Below are 20,642 nucleotides of genomic sequence, written 5' to 3'. Positions count from 1 at the left end.
GAATCTGCTGGAAATGTAGTCCGGCGGATCGTACTCTTCGAGCGACCCTGAGATGCGAGGAATGTCATGTCCGTCTGCCGCGCCGTTTTCCCGTCCCTAGCCCTTCTGATCGGCCTCTCCCCCGCGCTCTCCGCGCAGGACTTCGAATTCCCTACGCCCGAGCAGTACATGGAGCGCGCTGAAGTGGCCGAGAACGCCCCTCTGTTTCAATCGGAGGAGCCCCTGCGGATCACGCTCCTGACCGACATCAAGTGGCTTCGCGACAAGCGCATCGACACGATGGAAGTCGACGGGACGCTCACATTCGCAGGAGCGGACGGTGCGCAGATCGAACAGGCCATAGAGGTACGCACGCGTGGCATCTTCAGGCGGAGCAAGCGCAACTGCAACTTCCCGCCGCTCCGGTTCGATTTTCCCAAGAAGCAGATGGAAGGCACGGTCTTCGAGGGTCAGGACAAGCTCAAGCTGGTGACGCCGTGCCACGACGGTCGCGACAACTTTCAGCGCTACGTTTACAGGGAGTACCTGGCGTACAAGGCGTATCAACTGCTCACGCCAGCGTCGTTCCGGGTCCGGCTCGTCGAGATCACGTACGTGGACATCAACGACGACTACGATACGCGCACCAAGATCGGTTTTCTCCTCGAGAGCGACGAGGACATGGCCGAGCGCAATCGGGCGATCCATGTCGAGTACGACGACTTCGGCACGGGGCAGTTCCACCCGGCCCGCGTCGACGGCGATGGTGCCGTGCTCGTAGCGATGTTCAACTACATGATCGGGAACACGGACTGGTCGGCCGTCGAGGGGCACAACACGAAGCTGATCCAGACCGAGGAAGGGAAGTACTTGACCGTGCCGTACGACTTCGACTTCTCTGGGGCGGTCAACGCGCGCTACGCGTCGCCCGACCCATCGTTGACCGAGCGGTACCGGCTGCGGCGTGTGACCGACCGGCTCTTCCGCGGCTTTTGTCGACCCCAGCTCGTGCAAGCAACGTTGGCGCCGATGTTCAACGAGCAGCGGGATGCGCTCTGGGACTTGTACATGAGCTTCGAGCTGATGGAAGAGGGCCGGCGTGAGAACGCGGTGAAGTTCTACGAGAACTTCTACAAGACCCTCGACAGCGAGCGTGACTTCGAGCGCAAAATGACGGACATCTGTCGGGCTTTGCCCGGCTAGTGACGGGACCCGCCGGTCGCGCCCGAACCCTTCGGGCGCGAAGGGAGATCGAGCAGGGTCTTGCCGAGATGGTGGGCCTGGTGCGAGGCGTCATCGCAGACGGTGTCGTCTCGAGCGACGAAGCCGAACGCCTCGCCGAATGGACGAGAGCGCATCCCGAAGTCGTGACTCGTTGGCCGGCTAACATGCTCTCTCGCAGGCTCGAGCGCATCTTCCTCGATGGTCGAGTGGACCGAAGAGAGCAAAAGCACCTGCGTGCGCTGCTCTCGCAGCTCGCCGAGAACCCCGCCGGATACGGGGGCGGTTTTCCGCTCGCGACCGACGTGCCGCTCACCACACCAGAGCCGGACGTCGTCTTCGAGGGACACGCCTTCCTGTTTGCCGGCGAGATGGCATACGGGCCCGTCCACGCGTGTGAGCGCGAAATCACCGAATTGGGCGGCACATGCGAGCGCATCGTGAACCGCCGTACGGACTACGTCGTGATCGGTTCGATCGGGGCCTCGGATTGGTGTCAGAGCTCGTTCGGCGAGGTGCTCGACGAGGTGGTCCAGTACCGGGCGAGAGGAGTGCCGATCGCGGTCATCTCCGAGGAGCACTGGACGGCGGCGCTGCCGTAGCGCCGGACCACGCCTCGCGGAAGCGCGGCGAGGTGCCCAGTCGCCGTCAGCGGATCTCCGGGTTCACGTATCCCGCTGGAAGAGCCAGGTGCGGATCTATCCGCACGCTCAGGTACGTGACCTCATCGGGAATCAGCGTCCACGCGTGCAGCACTCCGGCCGGGATCACCACGACGTCCCCCGCCGAGATTTCGCGAATCTGGCCGTTCCTCGACTGTCCGGAGAACGTAGGCCCTATGAGTATGCTTCCAGCGGACGGCTCAGTCGGATCGATGATCTCGCCCCCCGTCAGGAGGGTCCCGCCACCGGAGAGGATGTAGTACACCTCCGTCACCTGGGCGTGGATAATGCCTCGCAGCGCGCCGTCGGTATCGTTGTCCCCATCCCGGTGGAGGATGCCGATGCCCACGTTCTCTCCGCCGATGTCGACGACTTTCAGCTGACGGTCGATCGACTCACCCATGCTCTCCAATACGGTCTGGATTTCTGCACGGGTGATGTCGGTGGCAGACGTCGGCGGCGCTTCCTGCGCAACAGACAGCGGGGGGAAGAACATCATTGCGGTCGTGACCAGAGCTGAGGCCTTCATGCGCATGCTCACTCCCCTCTTGATTGTAGGCTGACGCGCCGTACTCGCCAGTTCCCGGTTTCCCCGACGAGCAGCTCGTTCTCGTTCCGACAGTCGATCGCGTTCACGCGTCGGTTGCCGCGATCTCCGTGGCTCTATCGACGTAGCAACAGGATAGCTCCACGTAGCCCCCCCCGCACCGTTGCGCTCCCCACCCGCCCACCGGCAGCTTCAGCGCAGCGCTCCGGGCTACGGCCCGGGGCCGCCACCAACCTCGTTGCCGTGAGATCCGACATGTCGTCGTCCCGCCGAAGCCGTAGCGCCCTCCTCGTCGTCCTGATCCTGATCCTGATCCTGGGATCACCGTCTCCCACGCGCGCCCAGTCGTTCACCATCGACGACGTCCTGAGCCCGGGCTTTCCCCTGAGCCTGGTGTCGGCCAAAGCAGCCGATCGCATCGCGTGGATCGAGTTCGAGCGCGGCATGCGGAACCTGTACACCGCCGCGACTCCGGACTTCACACCGCTTCGCCTCACGGACTACATGGACGACGACGGCCACGACATGTCCCAGGTGCAGATTTCCGACGATGGCTCGGTGGTGGTGTTCATCCGAGGGCACACGCCGAACCGCGACGGGTGGATCGCCAACGTGACCAGCGACCCGCGGGGTACGGAGCGGGCCATCTGGGCCGTCAACACCGGGGGTGGCGATGCGTGGCGCGTCGTGGAAGCCTGGAACGTCGCGCTTTCACCCGACGGGAAGTGGGTGGCGTACAGTAAGGACGGCGCCATCTACCGCTCCGCGGTGAACCCCGGCACCCACGAGGCCGAGGCGGTGGACGACGCGCCGCCACTGTACAGCACGTTCGGCGACAACCGGAGCCCCGTGTGGTCACCGGATTCCAAGAAGATCGCGTTCGTCAGTGATCGGGGGGACCACAGCTTCATCGGCGTCTACGACACCGAGAAGCCGGGCGTCGTGTACATGGCTCCCGGTGTCGATCGGGACACGAGCCCCACGTGGTCGGCGGACGGCAAGCGCATCGCGTTCATTCGCAGACCGGGCCTGCCCTTCGGTGCCCAGGCCGACCCGGGGGATGCCACCGAGGAAGACCTCCCCGACGGACTTCTGACGGCCCGCTTCGCCGGTGGATACGACTGGTCCATCTGGGTTGCGGACCAGGAGAGTCAGGCGGGTTGGGAGCTGTGGCACAACGAGCCCGGCGACGAGCTGCATCGGGAGGTGCGGCAGGTCATCTGGGCCGGGGACAACGTGATCTTCCAAGCCGAGCCCGACGGTTGGCGCCACTACTACTCCGTGTCCCTCTCGCACCCGGGGCGAGGGGCGATGAAGCTCACGCCCGGGGACGGCATCGCCGAGTACATCTCGCTGGCCGCCGACGGGCGGACGCTCTACTACGCAATCAACGCTGGAGACATCGACCGTCGGCACCTGTGGAAGGTGCCTACATCCGGTGGGCGTGCGGAACAGCTTACCCGCGGCGACGGTGTGGAGACGTATCCGGCAGTGCTCGCTTCGGAGAACGCCGTGGCCACGTTGGCCGGCGGGGCCGCCAGACCGCTCTCGGTGGCTCTCGTTCCAGCAGATGGCGGCGAGCCCCGCTTCATCACGCCCCTACCGGACGAGTTCCCCGTGGACCGGCACGTGACCCCAGAGGCCCTGACCCTCACCGCCGAAGACGGCTTCGAGTTCTACAACCAGATCTTCCTGCCCCCGGACCTCGAGCCCGGAGAGAAGAGGCCGGCACTCCTCTTCATCCACGGTGGTTCCCGGCGACAGATGCTGCTCGGCTACCACTATATGCACTTCTACCACATGTCGTACGCGATGAATCAGTACTTCGCGAACAAGGGGTACATCGTCATATCGGTGAACTATCGGAGCGGCATCGGCTACGGCCGGGAGTTCCGGAATGCCCCCGGTCGGGGTGGGCTGGGCAACACCGAGTACCGGGACATCATCGCCGTAGGGCGGTATCTCCAGAGCCGATCGGACGTGGACAGGGATCGCATCGGCGTGTGGGGCCTGTCGTACGGGGGGATTCTGACGGCCCAGGCCTTGGCGCGGAACTCCGACGTCTTCGCGGCAGGAGTGGACCTGGCCGGGGTGCACCTGCGTGGCAATTCCATCGATCCCGAGGTGCTGTCTTACACGTCGTCGGCGATCTCCGCGGTGGAGGGATGGACCTCACCGGTGCTCCTCATGCACGGCGACGACGACCGCAACGTGCCCTTCTCGCAGACGGTGGGCTTGGTGCAAGCACTCCGGGCGAACGATGTGCCGTACGAGCTCATCGTCTTCCCGGACGACGTGCACGACTCCCTGCTCTACGAGCGCTGGCTCATCGCCTTCGGCGCCACCGACGAATTCTTCGAGCGTGCGATGATCCGGGGGGAGACGATCGAGGTGGACGGGCCCCGACCGCCGGGACGCTGACGAGAATGCGCCTCGGGACCTCGTTTTCGAGCTAGGTTTCTGCACGCAAAAACCAACTCCCAACCGGCGCACCGATGAGATTGACGAAGAAAAGCGTGATTGGAGTCTCGATCATGCTCGTGGTAATCATCGCGATCGTCGGGTCCACGCTGGGGCGAGAAATCATGGCCGGCCGGCGCCCCGGACTGGTTTCGTTCGGGCTGATCCACTTCTCAGGTTACCTGTTCTTCCTGCTCATGCCTGTCGAAGCCCTCGTTCCGCTCTACCTCGCGGCTGGAGATTCGGCACTTGTCTTGATCGGTCTGAGTGTCGCAACCGCCTTGCTCGCCCAAACGATCGACTATGGAATCGGCTACATCGTCAGCGAACGGGTTGTGGATACGCTGATCAGCCGAGCAAAGTTCGAGAAGTTCAAGGCCACCTTCCACCGATGGGGAGGGTGGGCAATTTTCACGTTCAACCTCTTGCCGCTTTCGTCGCCGAACATGCTGTTGGTTTCGGGGATCATGCGGTACAACCGGCTGAAGGCCGTGTCGATCAGCGCAAGTGGGTTGCTGTTGAAGTATGTGGTGATCGTCCTGCTGACCGACGCCGTCGGATGAGCAAACGGATCGCCTAGCCTCATACCGGGGCAGATCCGCTGGATCCCCCCCGAACTCGCCAGCGCGTTCCCATTTGACTGCGCCCCCTCCCGACAGCAATCTGTAGCTCGTGGACGGTGACAGCGCCGTCACGAGACGCTGGAGGCCCCATGGAAGTCGATCGCAGAGCTTTCCTGGCAACCGTGGGCGTGGGCGCCCTCGAGCTGATGTCCCCCGAGGACAAAGCCGAGGAGCTCGAGCACTACATGGAGCACATGCTCGACGATACCATCGCCGTGCGCGACGGAGTCGGACCCGTTCGCTACATGCCCGACGGCGAGGCGCTCGCGCTCGCCGAGCTCCAGCAGGAGCCACGGTCTCCACGTGGCACGGGCACGCTCTTCATGCCTCGCTCGCGCGAATTCGCGCCGATGTCCAAGAACCCGACGCTGATCGAGTACTTCGAGAAGCGCTTCGCGCCGGCCAACCACGTTTTGCAGAGCGCAACGCACGCCCTCGAGACGGGTCAGCCGGAACGCACGATCTTCGCGTGTCTCATGCACGACGTCGTACTCAACATGATCAAGGTCGATCACGGTTGGTGGGGCGCGCAGCTTATCGAGCCCTACGTCGAAGAGCGCATCAGCTGGGGCATTCGATACCACGCGCCGCTGCGCTTCTATCCGGACGACACCGTGGGGTACGAGTACCCGGAGATGTACAATCGCATCTTCGGTGAGGACTACGTACCGGAACCGTACATCGCTCGGGCGGCCAAGGAGGCCCAGGAGCACCCGTGGTATATGGAAGCGCGGCTGATCACGCTGAACGACACCTACGCGTTCGACTCGGACAAAGTGGTCTCGATCGATCCCTTCGTGGACATCATCGGCCGCCAGTTCAAGCAGCCCAAAGAGGGCCTCGGTTTCGACAACAGCCCGTCGTCCCACATGTGGCGGACAATCATGAATCCTGATCGGCCGCTGTAGGTCCTACACCGCCCCATCCCGAAGCCGACGCATGTACCCGTAGCTCGCCTCGATCGAGCGGAACGGCTCGTCGGGAGTGTCATGCTCGACGAAGAAGTGCTCCATACCCGCAAGATCGGCGTGCTCGAAGATGCCGGCCCAGTCGACGTCGCCGGCGCCGACGTCGACCATGGCGCCCCCGGACGTCCGACCTTTCACGTGTACCATCGGCACGCGTCCGGGCCAGCGATTGATGAACTCGATCGGGTCTCCGCCACCGTGGATGATCCAGAAAAGGTCCAGCTCGATCGCGACGAGGTCCGGGTCGGACTCTTCGCAGAACACGTCGAAGGGGATGCGTCCTTCCATCTCCGCGAACTCGAAGTCGTGGTTGTGGTAGGCATACCGGAGCCCCGCGGCGCGGGCCCGTTCTCCCGCGCGCGTCATCGCCGCGGCCGTCTGGCGCCAAGCGTCCAGGTCGGACCGCATGCTCTGGGGAATCGACGCCACGACCACGTTTTGGTGTCCGGTTTCATTCGCGTCGTCCAGAATCCGCGCCCAGGCGTCGGGCTCGAAATCGGGCACGACGTGCGTCGATGGAGAACGCAGTCCGGTGCGAGCCAGCATCTCTCGGACCTCGGTCGGAGAGTGTCCAAAGTACCCCGCAAACTCGACCTCCTCGTAGCCGATCGCAGCGACCCGCTCGAGCGTGCTCTCGACGCCGTTCGCCATCTCGGCTCGGACCGTGTAGAGCTGCACGCCGATGGCGCCGATGGGCGAAGCATTCGATGCGGCCGCGGCCTCCCCAGTCGCCTCCCCCGCTGCCCCCGCTCCAGACGCCGACTCCGGGGAGCAACCGATCGCCGCGCCGGCCGCCATCGCCCCCATTCGCTTCAACGCGTCCCTCCTGCTGACCATCACAGTTCTCCCCGGTCGATCAGGTCGACCGCATGGTTCGCGGCGCGCGCCGTAAGCGCCATGTAAGTAATGCTCGGGTTCTGATTCGCGCTCGAGGCCATGCACGCGCCGTCTGTCATGAAGAGGTTGGGAACGTCCCACGCCTGGTTCCAGCGGTTCAGGACCGAGGTGTCGGGATCTCGCCCCATGCGTGCGGTCCCCATCTCGTGGATCGTGAGCCCCGGCGGATTGTCCTCTACGAACGGCGCGATGTCGCCAGCGCCCACGGCCTCGAGCATTTCGGCGGCCTGGACCGACATCTCCTGGAGCGCCCTGCGCTCGTTGTCGCTCCACTCACAGTGGAAGCGAGCCACTGGAATCCCCCACTTGTCCACGACTTCGGGATCGAGATCCATGTAGTTCGACTCTCGTGGCAGGCACTCGCCGAATCCGTAGAGGCTGAAGCGCCACGGCCCGGGCGTGCGAAGCTCGTGCTTGAAATCGGCGCCGAAGCCCTCCATGGAATAACCCCGTTGCCAACCGGTGCGGCTCGCGCCGCCCTGGTACGCGTAACCGCGCAGGAAATCAGGGTGCTGGTCGGCGTCGCTCAGATTCACGAAGCGCGGCAGGTAGATGCCGTGTGGTCGGCGTCCGAACTCGCCGAGCTCTTCGTTGCCGGGCAGTATGGCTCTAGCACCCCCACCCATACAGTGGTCCATCAGGTTCTTGCCAAGCTGACCCGACGAGTTGGCGAGCCCTTCCGGCCAGCGCTCCGTCTTGGAGTTGAAGAGGATGCGCGTGGACTCCAGCGCTGATGCGCACAGGAATACCACGCGCGCCGTGTACTCGATCGTATCGTTCGTTTCCGCGTCGATGACCCGCACGCCGGACGCCTTGCCGGTCCCCGGGTCGTAGATGACCGAGTGCACGACGCTCCACGGCCGTAGCGTGAATCTTCCGGTATCGACAGCCGCAGGAAGCGTGGCCGCAAGCGAGCTGAAGTACGAGTGCGTCGAGCACCCGCGCTCGCAGGTGCCGCAGTAGTGGCAACCCACACGTCCGTTGTGCGTCTGCGTGAGCACCGCACACCGCCCGATCGTGATCAGGCGGTCGCCGCCGTACGCCTCGGTCAGGCGCTCCCTGGCGAGCTGCTCGGCGCAGTTGAACGGCATCGGCGGAAGGAACTGCGCGTCGGGCAACTGCGGCAGACCCTCGGCCCGCCCCGTCACGCCTATGAAGCGCTCGACGTGGTCGTACCAGGGCTCGATGTCGGCGTATCGGATGGGCCAGTCCACGCCGTGTCCGTCCTTCAGGTTGGCCTCGAAGTCGAGATCGCTCCAGCGGTAGACGTGACGCGCCCAGACGAGCGACCGCCCACCCACATGTCGCCCCCGAATCCAGGAGAAGTCTGTGCCGTGCCCGGTGGTGTACGGGTTCTCGTCGTCCCGAACGAAAAACTTCTCGCTCCAGGCATCGCACGCGTAGCAGGTGCTCTGAATCGGACGCTCCTTCGACTGTTTAACGCGGTCACGCCGGCCGCGATAGCGGAGATCCCAGGGGTACACGTCCATGACGTAGTCGTCCGGGGTCACCGGCCCACCCGCCTCCAGCACGATTGTTCGCAGCCCCCGCTCGGTCAGCTCCTTAGCCGCCCATCCGCCGCTCATGCCCGAGCCGACGACGATGGCATCGTAGTCCTCGCGCTTGCTCATCAGCGGTCCGCCGGTCCGGCTCGCGAGATCTCGGAGATGGGAGCGAAGCCGTCGTAGTACCCCGGAATCCCGACGAACAAGAGTTCTTCCTTCATGCCGATCTCGGAGGTGTAGTACCCATGCAGCACGAGGCCGCGAGCCTGCTGAAAGAAGGACTGCTCGGCGTCCGGATCGGACTCCCGCAGCGCCCGTCCCTCCGCTTCCATGCCCTTCAGGATCGCCGTCTGGCGCGCTTGCCCGGCGTACGCAAAGCGCACGCCCGTCGTCGACTCGGCGTGTTCGTCCAGATGAGCCAGCCCGCGCATGAAGCGCTCGCGTTCCCCGTCGTGGTACCACTCGGACACGATCAACTCGATGTACTCGACTACCCCAGCCTCGACGGCACCGGGCGTGTCCGTGGTGGGAATGATGAGGTCGCTGAACGCCGTGATCGCCTCACGTTGCGCTTCGGTGAAAAACGCCCAACCCGCGCGGCGCGTCCCACCCGGCGTGAGCAGTGCTTCGAGTTCGAGAGGGCTCAAGCCGGCGAAGGCTGCGGTGGTGCCGAGGATCTTGAGCAGATGTCGCCTGTCCATGGGGGACTCCTGAAGAGTGGACCGCCAATGTACGGGGCGCGTGGAATCAGCCGCCAGCGATCGCGACGCGACAGCGACTGGCTCGCTAGCTCATGTCCTTCTTGGCCGTGAAGGTCCCGGTCACCAAGCCGTCAGCGATGTCGATCGTGCCCGACCACACACCCTCCTCGTCGACCGTGCCGAAGTAGATGACCGGGGCTGACTGACCCTGTAGATCCGCGATGAACGAGACCGTGACCTCTTGTCCGTCCACGGTCCCCGTCACGTCGTTCGCGCCCAGAGCCTCCGACACATAGTGGCCCGTGAGCTTCATGCCGTCTTGTTCCAGCGTGAGCTGGGGCATGGTCACGCCAGTATCGGTCGTGACTTCCAATGTCCACGAGCCGGTCATCATGGCCTGGGCGCTCGCCTGCTCTGCGCCGAACATGATCGCGCTTGCCGCAATCAGTGCTCCTCCGAACCGAATCTTGTTGAGCCTCATCCGTGCCTCCCGCTTCGTGTGATGTCTGGGTCGCGCTGGTCTGGTCTGGTCTGGTCTGGAATCCCTAGTACTTGTCGAACCCTTCGGTCAACTCGATGCGGACGCCCGACGGATCGGTGAAGAACGCGATCTTGAGCTCGATGCTGGGAATCTCGCGGTATGGTACATCGAACGTGACGCCGCGAGCCTCGAGCAGGTCGCAAAACGCCTTGAGGTCCTCCACCTCGAACCCGATGTGATCGATCGCCCTACCCCGCGTAGCGACCCGCTCCGTTTGAGTGCCTGCGAAGCTGAGGTTCTGACCCGGCGCCCAAGCCGTGGTCTCGATCGTGCCGCGCGGGCCCTTCTCGAGAGAGAACATGTCGACGTACCAGTCCAACAGCTCCTCATACTCCTCCGTGAAGAAGTGGATGTGGTACCCCTCCACCTCGTTCTCCAGCTCCGGGTCCTCCTGAAGCTCGACTCTGACGCCGTCCGGCGCCATCACGTAGGCGTTCGCAAAGCCTTCCGCGCCCGTGAACTCACGTCCAACAGGGAGGCCCGCTGCGCGCCACTTCTCCAACGCCACCGCCATGTTCCGGACCTTGAAGCCGAAGTGGTCCATCACCGTGCCCCGCGAATCCCCCGTCGGCGCTCGCTCGGACAGCGCTATGAGGAAGTTGGGGAGCCGAATGGTCACCAATTGGCCCTTCTGAACGAGCACGCCACCGAACTGCTCGACCCACAGCTTCTTGTGAAGTTCGATGTCCGAGACGTTGAGGTGGACGTGCGCGAAGGTGATGCCCGCAGAGTTGGGCGGGGCAAGCTGGGCATCGGCTGGCGACGCGAACAAGAGCGCCACGACGGCAGTCAGCAGGAGTCTCATTTTCGATCCTTCTCGAGTACGGCGAAGTGGGGATCCGCTGAAAAAAGATGCGGACCATCCCCCAAGCAAGTCCCGCAGCCGTGGCGGCCGCCCTCAACAGGGCATACAGTAGCTTCGTGCTCACTCGACGAACCTTCCTTGCGGCTTCTTTGGCGACTCCCCTGGCGCGGCTGGTCGACGCTCAGACCGCCCCGCCCGGGAAAATGCTGCTCAGCATCCACCAGAACACGTCGCGGGCGGCCGGATACCGCGGGTCGCTCGAGGGCTGGGCCAGAGCCGGCATCCAGTACGTCGAGCTGAACGACAGGGTGCTCGACGGATTCCTCGACAACGACACGTTGTCTGCCGCGAGGCGCGTGATGACCGATCTGGGGCTGACACCGGTATCCGGCGCCGCGGTCATGCAGGATCTCTGGATCCCGGGGCCGGCTCGGGCAGCATCGCTCGAGAGGTGGAGGCAGCGCTGCGATCAATTCGCCAGTCTCGGACTGCAGAGGATTTACTGTCCGTCGATCACCAACCGAGCGGTCACCGCGGAGGACTTCGCGGCCACTCCGGACTGCATCCGCGAAGTCGGGGAGATCGCCGAGGAGTACGAGCTCACGGCGATGATCGAGTTCCTGCGCACTTCGACCCACCTGGCGACGCTGACCTCGGCGCTCGAGGTGATCCGCGAGGCTGCGCATCCCAACGTCCGGCCCATGCTCGACTTTTTCCACTTCTGGTCGGGGCTGAGCAAGTTCGAAGATCTGGACTTGCTCGAGCCGGGCGAGCTCGCGCATGCGCACTTTCAGGATCTGCTGGCTGGGCCCCGCGAGTTGATCAACAACGACTCGAGGCTGATCCCCGGCGACGGTATCGCGCCGCTAGTGCGCATCCTCCGGAAGCTGGCGGAGAAGCGGTACGATGGAGCGCTCTCGGTCGAGTTGTTCCGGTCGGAAGTCGTGCGGGGCGACCCATTCGAGGTAGCCACCGAGATCCGCCGGAAGTGCGAAGCCGTGATGCGCGAAGCAGGCGTGCTATAAACGGGCTAGGAGCGAGCGCCCCGCCCCCGCCCCGTCAGTCCTGGACCGCGTCCACCTGCACAAGAATGTTGGACGACGCCGCGAAGAAGGGCACCTTCGGCCGCTCGGGAAGGCGGAGCTCCAGGAGACGACTACCGTCGCTGATCCGTCCGAGCACACGCACGACCTCTGCCTCTCCCTCAATGCAGTGTACGCTCTCGCCCACGCTGGGGATGCGTTCGGATCCGGCGTGCCAGCCGGGCCGTTCAATGGACTCGATCCGGATTTGCTCGAGGGGTACGCGAGCCATGTTGTTGGGGAGCATGGGTCAGCGTCTCCTTCGCTGGCCTGGACGCGGAGGCGGCGGGCCCGCGTTCGGCGACTTGTGGCGGTATGTGATACGTCCGCGCGTCAGGTCGTACGGGGACAATTCCAGCGTGACCCTGTCACCCACCAGCACGCGGATGCGGAACTTCGACATCTTGCCCGCGGCATACGCGAGGACAACGTGGTCGTTCTGCAGCTGCACACGAAACTTCTGGTCGGGCAGCACCTCGGTCACCACACCCTCTACTTCGATTGCTTCCTGCTTTGCCATTCATTACCTGGACCCGAGAAACGGAAGACGCTGAGCAGTGGAATGTGAGAAGGCTAACGGAATCGATGTCGCCACCCTATAGCATGCTCCAGCTTCCCGGACGGCTCGCGAGGAAAGTCGCGCTCCTCGCCCTCAGCGCGTTCTTCGTGGTGGCGGGCACCAACCACTTCGTGAATCCGGACTTCTACGTCGCGATCATGCCACCGTACTCGCCTGCGCACCTCGAGCTCGTGTACGCGAGCGGCGTCTTCGAGATTCTCGGTGGTATCGGCGTCCTGGTCCCCTCCGTCCGCGCTCTGGCGGGCTGGGGACTGGTGCTTCTTCTTGTGGCCGTCTTCCCGGCCAACCTCCACATGGCTCTTCATCCCGAGCTGTTCTCCGATCTTCCCACCTTCGCGCTCTATGCGCGGCTCCCGTTTCAAGTCTTCTTCGTCGCCTGGGCGTATTGGGCAACGCGACCTGAGTAACCCGCACCTCATCGGTGCGCGCGGCGTGCCCGCTTGAAAGAGACGCGCGATTGCCCGACGTTTGCCGCCCTGGCATTCCACCCGAGCCTCATCTCCAAGGAAAACACATGACGAAGCGCCTCCTCGCGGCCGCCATCGCCCTTTCGCTGTCCTGTCCGCTCGCAACGTCCGCGCAAACGGGTCCCGTCGTGCAGTCGCTCAAGGCCCTGAACGACATCACGACCACCAACATCAGGGCGACGGTCGAGACGCTCGACGAAGCGCTGTTCTCGTTCCGCCCCACGGAGGAAGTTCGCTCGATGGGGCAGATCCTGGCCCACATCGCCAACGCACAGTACACGTTTTGCTCCACCGCGGCTGGCGAAGGCAACCCGAGCAGCGAGGACTTCGAGGAGAGCGCAACCACGAAGACACAGATCAAAGCCGCGCTCGAGGCCGGCTTCGCGTACTGCACCGAGGTATACGCTGGCATGACCGACGCCGCAGGCGCCGAGATGGTCAGCTTCTTCGGCACGTCGATGGCCAAATCCGGAGTGCTCGCGTTCAACTCGGCGCACAATTTTGAGCACTACGGCAATCTGGTCACCTACATGCGACTGAACGGCATCGTCCCGCCGTCGTCCAGGTAGCGCCACCCAGGAAACGAGACCCCATGAAGCGCATCACCGTCGCCCTGCTGCTCGCGGCCACCCTGACCCCCCTTCACGTGCGCGGCCAGGCGCTGTCGGACGTCGAACAGCGGATCGCGAACGAAGTCGACGCGCGCGCCGCCGAAGCCATCGACCTGCTCGAGCGGGCTGTGAACATCAACAGCGGCTCCATGAATTTCGACGGGGTGCGCGAGGTAGGGGTGCTTTTCCGCCAGGAGTTCGATGCTCTGGGCTTCGAGACGGAGTGGATCGACGGGGCGTCGTGGGATCGCGCGGGCCACCTCATCGCCCGCCGCGACGGGAGTGGGCCTCGACTGCTGCTCATCGGTCACCTCGACACCGTGTTCGAGCCGAGCAGTCCGTTCCAGAGCTTCGCGCGGGACGAAGACCGGGCGCAGGGGCCCGGAGTCGTGGACATGAAGGGTGGTGATGTGGTCATCATCCATGCGCTGAAGGCCCTGGCCGCCACGGGCGAGCTCGACGACATGAGCCTCACCATCATCATGACCGGCGACGAGGAACGGAGCGGCCGGCCTCTCGACCTGGCACGCGCCGCGCTCATCGAGGCAGCCGAGGAAGCCGACATCGTGCTCGCGTTCGAGAACGGGGACAGCAACCCGATGACGGCCGTGGTGGCGCGCCGCGGATCGACGGGCTGGCGGCTCGACGTCACCGGCACGCCCGCTCACTCCTCGCAGCTGTTCCAGCGGGAGGTCGGCGCCGGCGCAGTGTACGAGGCCTCGCGCATTCTGAGCGACTTCTACGAGCGCCTGGCGGGTGAACCCCTTCTGACCTTCAACCCCGGTGTCATGCTCGCAGGGACCGACGTGGACTACGACGCGTTCACCGCTGGCGGGTCCGCGTTCGGAAAGAGCAACGTCGTGGCCCAGAGTGCGGTGGTGACCGGGGATCTACGTACCATCACGCTGGAGCAGCTCGAGAGGGCACGGGCCACCATGCGCTTCGTGGTCCTGGAAAGCCTGCCGCGCACCTCGGCGACGATCACCTTCGATGAGGGATATCCGCCGCTCGCGCCTACCGACGGCAACCGACGTCTTCTCGCGATGTTCAGTCAGGTGAGCCAGGACCTGGGCTACGGCGAGGTCACGGCGGTGGATCCACGCAACGCCGGCGCGGCGGACGTTTCCTTCACCGCCGGATTCGTCGACATGGCGATCGACGGCCTCGGGCCCGGGGGCGGCAACGATCACACTGTGGACGAATGGATCGACCTCCCGACGCTCGCGATCCAGACGAAGCGGGCCGCGGTCTTGATGCACCGGCTCGCGAGACGTCCGGGAGCGGAGTGAGGGACGGAGGCCGCGAGCGAACGCGCCCCTATTCCGGTGAGTCGATGAGCCCGGGATGCTCGTCAGGTCGCGGGCCCGGGGCGGACCAATGAAAGCGCCGGTCGGCTTCGGCGATGGGTCGATCGTTGATACTCGCTTCGCGGCGACGCATGAGCCCGTCGTCATCGAACTCCCACAGCTCGTTCCCATGGGCTCGGTACCACTGCCCGGCATCGTCATGCCACTCGTACTGGAAGCGCACGGCGATGCGGTTCTCGGTGAATGCCCACAAGTCCTTGATGAGGCGATAGTCCAGCTCTTTGTCCCACTTTCGTCGGAGAAACTCGCGGACGGCCTCACGCCCCTCAAAGATCTCCGCGCGGTTCCGCCAATGGCTGTGCTCGGAATACGCCATCGCTACACGGTCGGCGTCGCGGCTATTCCAGGCGTCCTCGGCAGCTCGGACTTTCTTGAGGGCGGCCTCGCGATCGAAAGGCGGAAACGGCGGCTTTCCTTCTGTCATCGCACTGTTCCTTACTCTGTGGCAATGAGGAGCTCGACCTGAGCGCCGGTCAGGCTGATCGGTAGCGGCCGACCGGACGGAATCTAAGCGGGGCCTCTTCGTATTCCTCGAGCGAGTGGGCCAGCCAGCCGGCGCTGCGGGCTATGGCGAATACCAGTTCGCCAGCGTCGGCATCCATGCCCGCAGCATACGTGAGGGCGCCGAGCGCGAGATCGATGTTGGGCGCCACAGGGATGCGCTCCGCGATTCGGGCAACGACGTCGGCGATGACAGCGAGCCGTCGTTCGTCGAGGCCGCTCGTCGCCAGGGCGTCGAACAGCAAGTCGTGACGTGGGTCGCACGTCTTGTGAATGAAGTGGCCGACGCCGGGCACCTTGCCGTCGCGGCGCATGATCTCGGCAAGCGCCGCGTCGGCACCGTGCCGCTCGGTGTTGACGAGCAACAGATGAACGCGACGGCTCGCAGCCCCGTGCAGCGGTCCGGCCACCGCACCCAGCGCAGCGAGCAGCACCGCGTGGGGCCCGGCCCGAGTCGACGCAGCGAGTCGACCGGCGAGCGTCGAGGTGGCCATTGCACCTCCCGGGCTTGCACCTCCCGGGCTAAAGGGGCTTGCGGTCGCCGACACCGAGTTGGCTGGCGTACGTGGCGAGCAGGGCTTTTTCCACTACCGTCAGTACGCCGCCGCGCAGCTCGCCCGCGAGCGCACACTTGAGGATGTGTGGACTCTGCAGGTGGATGGTGCCCTGCCACCCGCGGTCACCGTCATCGACAGCAGGCCTCGGTCGGCAAACTCATTCGGCCTAGTGCCCGTTATGTCGGACCTGAGCCGGGGGTGGGGGTGGGGGTGTTGGCCTGATCTGCCAAGCGCACGGCATGCTCGACCATTTTAGCGATCTGGATGTCCTGGATCGCCACTCCGGTCAGGTCCGCCACGGTGATCTGGTCCTCGCTGGCTCGACCGATTTCCGGGTTCTTGATCACGTTGCCCAATTCGAGAATGGCACCCTCGTCGAGCTGACCTTCTTGAACCGCATGAAAGCATTCGCCGTGATCGACACATTGTGAAACGCTGTCCGCAACGACCCGATCGGCCTTCGCCAAGACGCCGGCCTCCAACTCCTGTTTGCCGTGATCATCGGATCCCATGGCGGTGATATGCGTTCCCTTCTGGATCTGATCGGCGCGAATCAAAGGCTCTCGGGCGGATGTCGTGGTCACGATGAGATTGCACTGGCCAACCAGTTCATCGATGTCCGTCGCGACTTTGAGATCCAATCCCCAAGCCTGGATGACTTCTCTCGCTCGGAGATCCTCGATCATACTTCGCGCCTTATCAGCATCTCTGCCCCAGATGAAGCAGCTCTGACAGTCGACCACATCCCTCAGCATTTCGAGTTGCATCCTCGCCTGTACGCCGGTGCCGACGATCCCGATGTGGTGGATGTCGCTTGCAGCCAGATGCTTGGCTGCTACCGCCCCAGCCGCCGCGGTGCGCATATCGGTGAGCCAACACTCGTCCAGGAGAATCAGCTCGAGTTGCCCGGTCTTTTGACTGAAGACCAGGAGCAGCCCGTCGCTGACCGGCAGGTCCCGCTCAGGATTGTCATAGAACCCGGATGCCATCTTCAGAACGTAGAAGTCGTCACCGGTCACGAATCCATACTTGATATGCACATCACCGGGAGGTTGGTCGAAGTGCAAGAAACCAACAGGCGGAACGACCACCCGACCTTCGGAATAGAGAACGAAGCCGGTCTCGATCTCCCGGATGAGCTGGCGGGGATCGATCAGGCGCTTGATGTCATCGAGCTCGAGGATCTTGGGCACCGTCATGCCTCCTCCGTATGCGCCTACCCTCCGCGTCTCCGCGGGACCTCGAGCGCAGCACCGGGGCTGGGCCGAATTCCTTCTGCGTCGAGCGAGGCGTTGAACTCCGGGACCCGGTCAGTAATCAGCGCATTGAGCCTCTCGATCAGCCCCGGGACGGCATCCCACGCCGCGTCGACCTGCCAGAGTTGATCCTCTGTAGGCAGCGTGGATGACTGCTGTATCGCGCCGGCTATACCGGCGTTCCTGCGGACCTCTGCCAACTCCGACGAGATCTCGCTCAGCTCCTCCTGAATCGCGGAAAGCTCATCCGTGATGGACTCGGACGCTCCCTCGTGGTCCTCGAGTAGATCCCCGACCTCTGAGAGCTGCTCATCCAGCCGCTCGGCAGCCTGAGTCGCCTCGTACAGCGGCTTCGCCAACTCCCGCAGGCTCATCAACGCGTCCTGGCGAACCATGCGATCGGCCCGCGACATCGGGCGTCTCGGATCGGCCTCGATTTCGACGGTGGACGTAAAGGTCTCACCGCCGACCTCCATGCTGATCGTGTACGTGCCTGGAAGTGCGACTGGGCCTTGCGGCGTCCCTCCTCCCCGGCCACCGCCACCTCCCCGGCCACCGCCACCGCCGCCCCCACGACCACCGCCGGCACCGGGCTCGGGCTCATACGGACGATCGTGTCGCCAATCCCACAAAACCTCGTTGATCCCTGCTTCCGCAGGGGCTTCAAGCGTGCGCACGTGGCCACCGGTCGCGTCGGTGATCGTCAACTCGAACGTGGGCGTACCGTCAGACGCTTCAGGCGAGCCCTCCTCGTTCGGTGGCTCCTCGTCCGCATCGTCGTGCTTCCCCTCCGTGGGGCGCTCACCTTCGACCGCCTCCCTCAGGTAGTACCGGATCGGCGTGGCGCGCGGCGGATTCGACGCGGAATACGTCGCCCCGTAGAAGGGCCAGTCTCCTCGCTGCGCCCACATGACCGTCTTGCGGACGGGGAATATCCGCCCAGCCTCGGCCATCATCGTCGTCGAGAGGTGCTCGAGCGGCGTCAGGTCCGCCATGATCCACACGCTTCGTCCGTGCGTTCCGACAATGAGATCGTTCTCGCGCGGATGGATGGCGATGTCGTCGACCGGCACGACGGGAAGGTTGTTCTTGAGCGGAGTCCAGCTCGCACCACGATCGATCGAGAGCTGGACGCCAATCTCGTTGCCAATGAAGAGAAGATTCTCGGCAAGGTGGTGCTCGGTAATGACGTTCACAGACCAGCCACCGGGCAGGTCTCCGGCGATCGACTCCCAATGCTGGCCGTAGTCCTCACTGACGTACGCGTACGCCGCGAAGTCACTGTTGCGGTGCCCGTCGAACGTCGCGTACACGCGACCGGGGGCATGGGCTGAGGGGGTCAAGCGACTCACGTACGTCCGCTCGGGAAGCCCGGGAATCTTGTCGACGACGTTTTCCCAACTGTCACCGCCGTCCATTGTGACCTGCACGTTTCCGTCGTCGGTCCCGACATAGATCACGTCCGGCGTGAAGCGCGACTCTGCCACCGTGGTGATGTTGCCGTACGTGGACGTGCCGTCGTGCATGGACATCATCGGCTGATCGCCCGGCACGCCCATGATCGCGAGCTCGTCGCGGTCGATCTGTTTTGTGAGGTCGACGCCTCCGACCTCTTGCCAGCTCATTCCGCGATCGCGGGATCGCATGAGGTAGTTCGAAGCGAGGTAGATCGTCGCTGGGTCGTGTCGCGAGATGAGAAGCGGGGCGTTCCAGTTGAATCGGTAGGCCTTGGTGGTGTCTCCGTATTCGCGGGGCCCGACAATCGGTCGCATCGGCGTCTTTTCGCCGGTGACCAGGTCGTACCGGTTCATGTTTCCGCCCTGGCTCTCGGAGAAGACGATGGTGGAGTCCGTCGGGTCCACGACCGTCCAGAAACCGTCGCCATAGGCGGTCTCGTACCAGTCCTGATGGCGGATGCCGTGGAATTCCCGCGTGTTCGAGGGGCCGCACCACGGGTTGTTGTCCTGAAGGCCGCCGCACACGTAGTACGGATCGCGCATATCGAAGCTGACCGTGTAGAACTGGCCGAGCGCGATGTTGTCGAACATGCGCCAGTACGCGCCTCCGTCCCAGGACGCGGACACACCGCCATCGCTGCCGATGATGAGGTGGTCGGGGTCGTTGGGGTCGATCCAGAGCGCGTGGTGGTCGACGTGGATCTGCTCGGCTCCGTCACTCCGGAAGGTTCGGCCCCCGTCGTCCGATATCATGAGAGAGCCACCGAGCACGTAGATACGGTCCGCGTTGCTCGGGTCGATGCGCACCTGGGAGTAGTACATCGGCCGCGGGTTCGTATCCGACATCTTCTCCCACGTCGTGCCTCGATCGACGGAACGGAAGATGCCGCCACGGCTGCCTTCTCCGCCTCGGCCTCCACCTGCCCCTCCTCCTCCCCCGCCGCCCCGACGCCCGGGACGCCGGGCGTCCGCTTCGACGAGCGCGTAGACCACGTTGCCGTTCCGGCGGAAGACGTCGATGCCGATGCGACCCTTGTCGCCCTCCGGCAGTCCGTCGGTCAGCTCGGTCCAGCTCTCCCCGCCATCGACCGTGCGGTAGAGCCCACTGCCGGGGCCTCCCCCGTTGAAACCCCACCCCGTGCGCTGACGCTGATACATCGCCGCGAACAGCGTGTTGGGATCCGCCGGGTCCATCGCAAGATCGATCGCGCCGGTGAGCTCGTCGACGTGCAAGACCAAGGCCCACGTCTCTCCACCATCGCTCGTCTTGTAGACCCCGCGCTCGGGATTCGGCCCCCAGAGATCACCGACCGCCGCGACGTACACGATGTCCGGATCGCGCGGGTGGATGACGATGCGCCCAATGTGCCTCGTCCGCTCGAGGCCCATGTGCGTCCATGTGTTTCCGGCATCCGTGGACTTGTACACGCCGTCGCCCCACGGAGACGACTGCCGATTCTGCGGCTCACCCGTGCCGACCCAGATCAGGTTCGGGTTCGCCTGATGGACCGTGACATCGCCGATCGAGCTCGTCGTTTGATCGTCGAAGAGCGGGGTCCACGACGTACCGTGGTTCTCGGTCTTCCAGACCCCGCCAGTGGCGACCCCGATGTAGAAGGTCTGGGGCCTAGACTCGACGACGGCCAGGTCGGCGATCCTCCCGCCCATCAGCGCCGGACCGATCTCGCGGTACTCGAGGCGCGAGATCGTCGTGGCCAGATCCGGTGTCTGCGCCTGTAGGGCGGAGACGGAAATCAGTGCGAGCGTGCCGGCGTGCTTCAGGCGGCCGATGGACTTCATGGCGTATCTCTCGAGAAGTGGCTTTCGAGCGTGCTAGGAACGCGGATCGGTATTC

General features: G+C 64.5%; 22 protein-coding genes. 10 read left to right on the top strand and 12 right to left on the bottom strand.

The annotated features are described in order from the left end of the window. Positions 1-66: 66 nt before the first annotated feature. Entirely contained in the window at positions 67-1,182 is a 1,116-nt protein-coding gene (locus IIB36_10490) for a hypothetical protein (protein MCH7532166.1), read from the top strand. Then, positions 1,182-1,802: a BRCT domain-containing protein gene (locus IIB36_10485; GenBank protein ID MCH7532165.1), complete on the top strand. Its 621-nt coding sequence runs from the start codon at positions 1,182-1,184 to the stop codon at positions 1,800-1,802. The genes IIB36_10490 and IIB36_10485 overlap by 1 nt, the downstream gene beginning before the upstream one ends. Positions 1,803-1,848: 46 nt before the next feature. Here the strand turns inward: IIB36_10485 and IIB36_10480 are convergent, their stop codons facing one another. Beyond that, complete coding sequence (locus IIB36_10480; GenBank protein MCH7532164.1) at positions 1,849-2,397, bottom strand: hypothetical protein; 549 nt, start codon at positions 2,395-2,397, stop codon at positions 1,849-1,851. A gap of 267 nt (positions 2,398-2,664) precedes the next feature. On the opposite strand from IIB36_10480, the gene IIB36_10475 reads away from it, so the two are divergent. The 3 genes from IIB36_10475 (at position 2,665) to IIB36_10465 (ending at position 6,400) form a co-directional block, all read left to right on the top strand. Next, entirely contained in the window at positions 2,665-4,830 is a 2,166-nt protein-coding gene (locus tag IIB36_10475; protein ID MCH7532163.1) for a S9 family peptidase, read from the top strand. A 113-nt stretch (positions 4,831-4,943) separates the two neighbouring features. Continuing rightward, positions 4,944-5,432, top strand: a complete 489-nt coding sequence (locus tag IIB36_10470) for a hypothetical protein (GenBank protein MCH7532162.1) — start codon at positions 4,944-4,946, stop codon at positions 5,430-5,432. Between the two features lie 149 nt (positions 5,433-5,581). Further along, positions 5,582-6,400: a hypothetical protein gene (locus tag IIB36_10465; protein MCH7532161.1), complete on the top strand. Its 819-nt coding sequence runs from the start codon at positions 5,582-5,584 to the stop codon at positions 6,398-6,400. A 3-nt stretch (positions 6,401-6,403) separates the two neighbouring features. Here IIB36_10465 and IIB36_10460 read toward each other — a convergent pair whose 3' ends face one another. The 5 genes from IIB36_10460 to IIB36_10440 all read right to left on the bottom strand — a co-directional run bounded on the left by IIB36_10460 (position 6,404) and on the right by IIB36_10440 (position 10,909). Next, on the bottom strand, positions 6,404-7,276 hold the full coding sequence (locus IIB36_10460; protein ID MCH7532160.1) for a sugar phosphate isomerase/epimerase: 873 nt from the start codon (positions 7,274-7,276) through the stop codon (positions 6,404-6,406). 20 nt (positions 7,277-7,296) lie between these two features. Continuing rightward, a complete protein-coding gene (locus tag IIB36_10455; protein MCH7532159.1) occupies positions 7,297-8,988 on the bottom strand; it encodes a GMC family oxidoreductase in 1,692 nt (563 codons plus the stop codon). After that, positions 8,988-9,563, bottom strand: a complete 576-nt coding sequence (locus tag IIB36_10450; protein MCH7532158.1) for a gluconate 2-dehydrogenase subunit 3 family protein — start codon at positions 9,561-9,563, stop codon at positions 8,988-8,990. The genes IIB36_10455 and IIB36_10450 overlap by 1 nt, the downstream gene beginning before the upstream one ends. Before the next feature lie 85 nt (positions 9,564-9,648). Next, positions 9,649-10,044: a hypothetical protein gene (locus IIB36_10445; GenBank protein MCH7532157.1), complete on the bottom strand. Its 396-nt coding sequence runs from the start codon at positions 10,042-10,044 to the stop codon at positions 9,649-9,651. Positions 10,045-10,108: 64 nt separating this feature from the next. Continuing rightward, on the bottom strand, positions 10,109-10,909 hold the full coding sequence (locus IIB36_10440) for a VOC family protein (GenBank protein MCH7532156.1): 801 nt from the start codon (positions 10,907-10,909) through the stop codon (positions 10,109-10,111). A gap of 47 nt (positions 10,910-10,956) precedes the next feature. Here IIB36_10440 and IIB36_10435 point away from each other — a divergent pair, with 47 nt between their 5' ends. Then, the gene (locus IIB36_10435) at positions 10,957-11,934 is read left to right on the top strand and encodes a sugar phosphate isomerase/epimerase (protein ID MCH7532155.1); all 978 of its coding nucleotides are present in this window, start codon (positions 10,957-10,959) and stop codon (positions 11,932-11,934) included. Positions 11,935-11,968: 34 nt separating this feature from the next. Here the strand turns inward: IIB36_10435 and IIB36_10430 are convergent, their stop codons facing one another. Both IIB36_10430 and infA read right to left on the bottom strand, forming a co-directional pair. Then, entirely contained in the window at positions 11,969-12,238 is a 270-nt protein-coding gene (locus IIB36_10430) for a hypothetical protein (protein MCH7532154.1), read from the bottom strand. Between the two features lie 3 nt (positions 12,239-12,241). Beyond that, a complete protein-coding gene (gene infA / locus IIB36_10425) occupies positions 12,242-12,511 on the bottom strand; it encodes a translation initiation factor IF-1 (protein MCH7532153.1) in 270 nt (89 codons plus the stop codon). Positions 12,512-12,594: 83 nt separating this feature from the next. On the opposite strand from infA, the gene IIB36_10420 reads away from it, so the two are divergent. The 3 genes from IIB36_10420 to IIB36_10410 all read left to right on the top strand — a co-directional run bounded on the left by IIB36_10420 (position 12,595) and on the right by IIB36_10410 (position 14,938). Further along, positions 12,595-12,978, top strand: a complete 384-nt coding sequence (locus IIB36_10420; protein ID MCH7532152.1) for a DoxX family protein — start codon at positions 12,595-12,597, stop codon at positions 12,976-12,978. A gap of 107 nt (positions 12,979-13,085) precedes the next feature. Continuing rightward, entirely contained in the window at positions 13,086-13,607 is a 522-nt protein-coding gene (locus IIB36_10415) for a DinB family protein (GenBank protein MCH7532151.1), read from the top strand. 23 nt (positions 13,608-13,630) lie between these two features. Beyond that, entirely contained in the window at positions 13,631-14,938 is a 1,308-nt protein-coding gene (locus tag IIB36_10410) for a M20/M25/M40 family metallo-hydrolase (protein ID MCH7532150.1), read from the top strand. 28 nt (positions 14,939-14,966) lie between these two features. Here the strand turns inward: IIB36_10410 and IIB36_10405 are convergent, their stop codons facing one another. Together IIB36_10405 and IIB36_10400 are read right to left on the bottom strand one after the other, a co-directional pair. Continuing rightward, positions 14,967-15,440 carry a nuclear transport factor 2 family protein gene (locus IIB36_10405; protein ID MCH7532149.1) on the bottom strand — a complete coding sequence of 158 codons (474 nt, stop codon included), beginning with the start codon at positions 15,438-15,440 and terminating at the stop codon, positions 14,967-14,969. Positions 15,441-15,489: 49 nt separating this feature from the next. Further along, positions 15,490-16,011 carry a hypothetical protein gene (locus tag IIB36_10400; protein ID MCH7532148.1) on the bottom strand — a complete coding sequence of 174 codons (522 nt, stop codon included), beginning with the start codon at positions 16,009-16,011 and terminating at the stop codon, positions 15,490-15,492. On the opposite strand from IIB36_10400, the gene IIB36_10395 reads away from it, so the two are divergent. Beyond that, on the top strand, positions 16,004-16,330 hold the full coding sequence (locus IIB36_10395; GenBank protein ID MCH7532147.1) for a hypothetical protein: 327 nt from the start codon (positions 16,004-16,006) through the stop codon (positions 16,328-16,330). The genes IIB36_10400 and IIB36_10395 overlap by 8 nt on opposite strands. Here the strand turns inward: IIB36_10395 and IIB36_10390 are convergent. After that, positions 16,251-17,273: an ornithine cyclodeaminase family protein gene (locus IIB36_10390; GenBank protein MCH7532146.1), complete on the bottom strand. Its 1,023-nt coding sequence runs from the start codon at positions 17,271-17,273 to the stop codon at positions 16,251-16,253. The two genes, IIB36_10395 and IIB36_10390, sit on opposite strands and share 80 nt — an antisense overlap. 17 nt (positions 17,274-17,290) lie before the next feature. Beyond that, complete coding sequence (locus IIB36_10385; protein MCH7532145.1) at positions 17,291-20,587, bottom strand: hypothetical protein; 3,297 nt, start codon at positions 20,585-20,587, stop codon at positions 17,291-17,293. Positions 20,588-20,642 lie beyond the last annotated feature (55 nt).

Source organism: Gemmatimonadota bacterium (genome assembly GCA_022560615.1).
Classification (GTDB): domain Bacteria; phylum Gemmatimonadota; class Gemmatimonadetes; order Longimicrobiales; family Gaopeijiaceae; genus UBA1138.
Note: the sequence above shows the minus strand (reverse complement) of the source record. Positions and strands in the feature narration are given on the sequence as shown.